The 5,828-nt window shown below is 70.4% G+C and carries 4 protein-coding genes and 1 pseudogene; 4 read left to right on the top strand and 1 reads right to left on the bottom strand.

Annotation, left to right across the window (positions count from 1 at the left end):
- Nucleotides 1-461 (top strand): annotated as a pseudogene (locus AB0C29_RS30200) (XRE family transcriptional regulator); the annotation flags it as partial.
- A gap of 245 nt (nt 462-706) precedes the next feature.
- On the opposite strand, the gene AB0C29_RS30205 reads toward AB0C29_RS30200, so the two are convergent.
- Nucleotides 707-1,207 (bottom strand): MarR family transcriptional regulator, encoded by a 501-nt coding sequence (locus AB0C29_RS30205; RefSeq protein ID WP_360827150.1) that lies wholly within the window; start codon nt 1,205-1,207, stop codon nt 707-709.
- A gap of 101 nt (nt 1,208-1,308) precedes the next feature.
- Here AB0C29_RS30205 and AB0C29_RS30210 point away from each other — a divergent pair, with 101 nt between their 5' ends.
- From AB0C29_RS30210 to AB0C29_RS30220, 3 genes are all read left to right on the top strand, one after another.
- Nucleotides 1,309-1,884 carry a YceI family protein gene (locus tag AB0C29_RS30210; protein WP_360827152.1) on the top strand — a complete coding sequence of 192 codons (576 nt, stop codon included), beginning with the start codon at nt 1,309-1,311 and terminating at the stop codon, nt 1,882-1,884.
- A gap of 210 nt (nt 1,885-2,094) precedes the next feature.
- The gene (locus AB0C29_RS30215) at nt 2,095-3,573 is read left to right on the top strand and encodes a glutamate--cysteine ligase (RefSeq protein ID WP_360827155.1); all 1,479 of its coding nucleotides are present in this window, start codon (nt 2,095-2,097) and stop codon (nt 3,571-3,573) included.
- A gap of 2,004 nt (nt 3,574-5,577) precedes the next feature.
- A partial coding sequence (locus tag AB0C29_RS30220; RefSeq protein ID WP_360827158.1) for a hypothetical protein occupies nt 5,578-5,828 on the top strand: 251 nt, incomplete at its 3' end.

Here is a 5,828-nt window from a genome sequence, read left to right on the forward strand (position 1 = left end):
CCGCCCTGCTCGGCCGGGACGCGTTGGCGGAGCTGGAGGATGTCGGTGATCCGGTTCACCTGGGCCGGGTGCTCGCGAAGGTCGGCCTGGCGCTGGCCGAGAGCGGCCGGGTCACGGAGGCGCTCGACGTGCTGGCCGAGCTGCGCGGGCCCGAACCGCAAGCGCCCGCCGACGGGCCGGCGGCGATCGTGGAGGCAGCGATCGCCCTGCGACGCGGCGAGGAGAAGCGGGCGGCGGAGAGCTTCGCGGCTGCCGCCGAGGCGTACGCCGGTGGCCACGATCCTCGTGACACGGTGGAGGCGCTGGTCGGCGTGGTGCGGAGCACTCCGGACGCGGAACGGCGGCAGGAGGCGGTGGCCCGGCTGGCCGAGCTCTGCCGTACGGGTGGGATCACGCTGCTGCCGCGGGAGCGGGAGCTGCTCGGACCGGAAGCGGTGCGCGGTCTGGAGGAGCAGCCCTGAGCTGTGCCAGGGCGTGGACGACCGGCGCTTGTGTGCCCCCCACACGCCGGCCGTCCCAACGCCCCGGTCACGCGGCGTGAACGAAGGCACCCCCGTTTGCCCAGCCTTCGGCCTCGGCCGCGCCGCGTCCCCCTGCGGAGATCACCTTAACCGGCGCCCCCGGGGGATTTGCGGATTTAAGCGGCTTTTGCCCAGGCGCTGTCGGGCTTCTGCCGGTACTTCTGCCGGTTACTGCCCCGTTCGGCTCAATGGCCCGGCACGGCCGGTAAGGCGTCCTCTTCCGAGCTCCCCGCCGTCGCGCACGGGTTGACGGCGTCGCGAATGGTCCGCAGCGATTCCAGCATCTGCGCCAGCTGATCCGGGGTGAGCTGGTCGATGAACCACCGCTGCACCAGCTCCAGGTGCCCCGGCAGGATCTCGTCGAGCCGGGCCAGACCGGCGTCGGTGATCACCGCGAAGGAGCTGCGGCGGTCGCTCGGACAGGCCTCGCGGCGGATCAGGCCGCCGCGGTCCATCCGGTCCACGACCCGGGTCACCCCGCTGGTGGACAGGGAGGTCTGGCCGGCGAGGTCGGTCATCCGCAAGCGGTTCTGCGGCGAGCGGGCAAGGCGCATCAGCACCTCGAACTCGACCGGGGACACCCGGTGCTGCTCGAACTGCGCGGCGAAACGGCTGCTCAACCCGGTGAACGCCTCGGCGAAGAGGCCGATGGCGGTGAACCGGGGGTCATCAAAGTCGGTACCCACGTGAGCCAGCTTACCAGCGGTCTCTTGACACGGGGAATATTGCTTGGCATATAGTTGCTCCGTCAGACAACAACCTGGCTCTGCCTTCGAGAGGAAATGTCATGACCGACGTCGCCAGCACCCGCGAGTTCGAGGGTCTGCAGATCCCGTCCGCCGGCACCTACCAGCTGGACGCCGCGCACAAGCGGGTCGGCTTCGTGGTGCGTCACCTGATGGTCAGCAAGGTCCGCGGCAACTTCGCCGAGGCGGACGCGACCATCACCATCGCCGAGGACCCGCTGCAGTCCTCCGTCACCGCTTCGATCGTCACCGCGAGCGTGCAGACCGGCAATGTCGACCGGGACAACCACCTGCGCACCGGCGACTTCTTCGAGGCCGAGAAGTACCCGGCGATCACCTTCCGCAGCACCGGCATTAAGTCGCACGCCGGCGCCGAGTTCGTCCTCGACGGTGAGCTCACCATCAAGGACGTCACCAAGCCCGTCGAGCTCGTCGTCGAGTTCGAGGGTGCGACCACCAGCCCGTACGGTCAGCAGGTCTTCGGTTTCAGCGCGACGACCGAGATCGACCGCGAGGACTGGGGCCTGACCTACAACATGGCGCTCGAGTCCGGCGGCGTCATGATCGGCAAGAAGGTCAAGATCGAGATCGAGGGCGAGGCCATCCGCCAGGCCTGACCTTCACCGATCCGCAGCGAAGCGCCGTCCGTTCGGGCGGCGCTTCGCCGTGTCCGGCCGTCCGACTGGCGGCATCACCGGCCGAGTGCGAGGGTAAACGTTGCGCTGCCGCGTGCTTACCCAGAGCTGATGTGTGTCCGATTCGTCCCTGGCCTTGGTTAGCGGGTGCACATACCGTGAGAGCGTCACGCGAACGTGCCAGGAGGAACGATGGGTAAGGACCTCTCAGGGGTCGTCTTCTCGCAGGACGACCGGGTCCACTATCGGCAGAAGGTCCGGCGCTGCCTCGACGTGCTGGCTCTGATGCTCGACGACTTCGCCTTCGACGCGGAGAGCCCGATGACGGGCCTCGAGATCGAGCTCAACCTCATGGACGCGGACGCCGAACCGGCGATGCGCAACGCCGAGGTCCTGGCCAACCTGGCCGACCCGACCTTCCAGACCGAGCTCGGCCAGTTCAACCTTGAGCTCAACGCCCGCCCCCGGCTGATCACCGGCAACGGCTTCGCCGACTACGAGGAAGATCTCGTCGAAAGCCTCAGCCGCGCCGAGGACCGGGCGAAGAAGGCGGACAGCACCATCGTGCTCATCGGCAGCCTGCCCACCCTGCAACCCCGGCATCTGGTGCTGGCGAACCTCTCGGCCAACGATCGGTACCGCGCCCTCAACGACCAGATCGTCGGCGCCCGCGGCGAACAGTTCAGCGTCGACATCCGCGGCGTCGAGCGCCTCCAGACGGCGAACGACTCCATCGCGCCCGAGGCGGCGTGCACCAGTGTGCAGTTCCACCTGCAGGTGCCACCGGACCAGTTCGCGGCGTACTGGAACGCGGCGCAGGCGGTGGCCGGGATTCAGGTGGCGGTGGGGGCCAACTCGCCGTACCTGCACGGGCGGCAGCTCTGGGCGGAGACCCGGATCGCGCTGTTCGAGCAGGCCACCGACACCCGGCCCGACGAGCTCAAAGCCCAAGGGGTACGCCCCAGAGTGTGGTTCGGCGAACGCTGGATCACCTCGGTGTTCGACCTGTTCGAGGAGAACGTCCGGTACTTCCCGCCGCTGCTGCCGATCATGGACGAGGAGGACCCGGTTGCGGTCCTCGAAGCCGGCGGAGTCCCGTGCCTCGGGGAGTTACGCCTGCACAACGGCACTGTCTACCGCTGGAACCGCCCGGTCTACGACGTGATGAACGGCCGTCCCCACCTGCGAGTGGAGAACCGGGTGCTGCCGGCCGGCCCGACGGTGGTCGACATGCTGGCGAACGCGGCCTTCTACTTCGGCCTGGCCCGGCAACTGGCCGAGGAGGACCGGCCGATCTGGTCACAACTCTCCTTCGGCGCGGCAGAGGACAACTTCCACGCCGCAGCCAGACGCGGCATCGAAGCGACGATGTACTGGCCGGGCGCCGGGGAGACCCAGGTGACGGAACTGGTGCTGGACACTCTGCTGGCCAAGGCCCACGCCGGTCTCGACCTGTTCGGCGTGCATCGGGTGCACCGCGACCGACTGCTCGGCATCATCGAGGCCCGCTGCCGCACCGGCCGCAACGGCGCGACGTGGCAGACGGAAGCGGTGTGGTCCGCGGAACACCGCCGCGGGCTGGACCGGCAGGGGGCTTTGCACGACATGTTGCTTCGATACAGCTCACTGCAGCAGACGAACGAGCCGGTGCACACCTGGCCTGTCGATTAGGACACGCCCTTAGCTCAGCGAGCCTCGTCCTCGCCGGCGCGACGGCCCGGCCGCCGCCGGGAATCCTGCACGGGCAGCTCGGCGGTGTCGTCCTCGTCGAGCAGCCCGGCGCCTCCCGAGGGCGCGTTTTTCGCGTCAGCGTCCTTCGAGCCGGGGTTCTTCGGGACAGCGTCCTTCGGTGCGGCCGGCCTGGTAGCGGCCGCCGGCTTGGCGGGCGTTGCGGCGCGGCTGCCGGTTGCTCGCGCTTGCCGAGGAGCTGACGGCTGCGAGGTGGCGCGCGCGGGAGTCGCCTTTGTGGACTTCGCGGGGTTCTTCGGCGTGGGGGGCGTTTTATCGGAACTCGCGGCATCCGCTGGTCCAGCCTTCAAATCCGGCCCGGATGCGGCGGCTGTCCTCGGAGCTGCGGAGCGGTTTTCACCCGATTGAGCGTCGTTGATCTTCGCGATCGGGGGAGAGGCGGGCGGCGGGGCGACCGTCGAGCGGGTGTCGGACCGGCCCGGGGCGGACGAGGAGGCCGGCCGTGCGTTGCCATCGACCGAGGGGACACCGGACCTGGAAGAGCCGGCGGGCCGCGATCGTCCGCTGACGGGGGCCGCTGCCGACGAGGGGCCGCCCTGCGCCGGCGCCGCAGCCGAACGTGGCGCCGCAGCCGAATGTGGCGCCGCGGCCGAACGAGGTGCCGCGGCCGAAGGTGGTGCCGCTGCCGAACGAGGTGCCCCGGCCGAACGAGGTGCCCCGGCCGAAGGTGGTGTCGCGGCCGAACGAGAGGCCGCGGCCGAACGAGGTGCCGCAGGGCCCGAGGCGGTCGCAGCCCCGGGGCTCGAGGCGGTCGCAGAAGTGGGAGCTGAGGCGGTCGCGGAAGCAGGGGCTTTGGCGCGGCCGGTAGCGATCGCCGAGGGGTCGACGGCCGACTCGGCGTCACGCTGTGTTGCCTTGCCGCGCCGGAACCGGTCCATGAAGGACCGCCGTCGGCGAGGCTCCGCATCGGCCGGCGGAGGGCTGGCTTCGGCCGCCGGAGTGCTTGTTCTGTCCGATTTGGCCGGGTCCTTCGATCGCCCCTTCGGTGCGGGCCTCGGCGACGGCACGACCGCAGCTCCGGACGCGGCGGATTCCGAACGGGCGGCGCGCGCTCGTGGGGATCCAGCCTCCGGGTCGGACGCTGTCCCAGCACCCGCTGCCCCGGCGCTCACAGCCCCAGCGCTCGTCGACTCCGAGCTCACAGCCCCAGCGCTTGTCGCCTCCGAGCTCACGGCCCGGGAGCTCGTCGCCTCGGACTTGGAGGACCCCGACCTGGCGAGTCTGGGGCCAGCGGATCCGGCGGTGGCGGACTTGGCCGTGGCGGACTTGGCGGTGGCCGCTCGGGCGCCGGCTGACCCGGCGCTCGTGGGATCGGCGTCTCCAGATCCGGCGGCAAGTTCGGAGTCAGCCGCCTTGGCGCTCACCGCGCCGGCTTTGCGCGATCTTGAGCCGCGAGCTTCCGAGCTGCGAGAACTCACCGATGCCGGCAAGGCCGCATCCCCCGACGTGGATCCGCCCGTACGACGCGCAGCACCGCGCTGGCCCAAGGCCACCGTCAGCGCCGACCCCGCCAGCCCGGCCAGCACCGCGTAGGGCGCGATCAGATAAGCCGACTGCAACGGACCAGGCGTGCCGGTCAGCTGCGGAGCCAGCACGAAGAAAGCCGCCGCCACCAGCAGCGGCCCGACCGCCCCGGACGAGGCGGCGCCTACCCCCAGGTCTCCGCGCCGAACCGCCGGCAGCGCGCCGATGATCCCGATCACCAGCGCCGCGAGCAGGGTCAGCAACGCGCTCGGCCAGTAGATCGTCCCGTACTGGTCGTCGGGGGAGTCCGGGGAGAAGAACTGCCAGCTCGACAGGTACGTTGCCGAGGGGCGGTGCCAGAAGATCGTGGCCACGACCGCCGCCACGGCCAGGGACCAGAGCCAGGCCGCCGTCGCGATCAGGTTTGCCGCCACCGGTCTGGACACCACGGCCCAGTAAGCGATGGCCAGGCCCAGGAGCACGCCGATCACCGCGTACCCGCCGGCGATCGTCTGGGGTGAGAAGGTGTCCGTCCGTACCGCTGCCCGGGCCGGGAGCGCGATCAGCGCGACCGTCAGCAGGGCGCCGACGACGTGGGACTACTCCAGCGCGAATCGCCAGGGACCTCCGGTGGGGCGTACGATCCGCCCCGCTAAGTCGTCGCAGAACACTGTCGAGCTCGCCGCGAGACAAGGCGCGATGACGAGTCAGCC

This window comes from Actinoplanes sp. NPDC048791, assembly GCF_040650095.1.
Classification (GTDB): Bacteria; Actinomycetota; Actinomycetes; order Mycobacteriales; family Micromonosporaceae; genus Actinoplanes.

Bases quoted from the DNA above. Each gene is read 5' to 3' on its own strand.
- AB0C29_RS30210 (WP_360827152.1), top strand. From the start codon at position 1,309: ATGACCGACGTCGCCAGCACCCGCGAGTTCGAGGGTCTGCAGATCCCG.
- AB0C29_RS30215 (WP_360827155.1), top strand. From the start codon at position 2,095: ATGGGTAAGGACCTCTCAGGGGTCGTCTTCTCGCAGGACGACCGGGTC.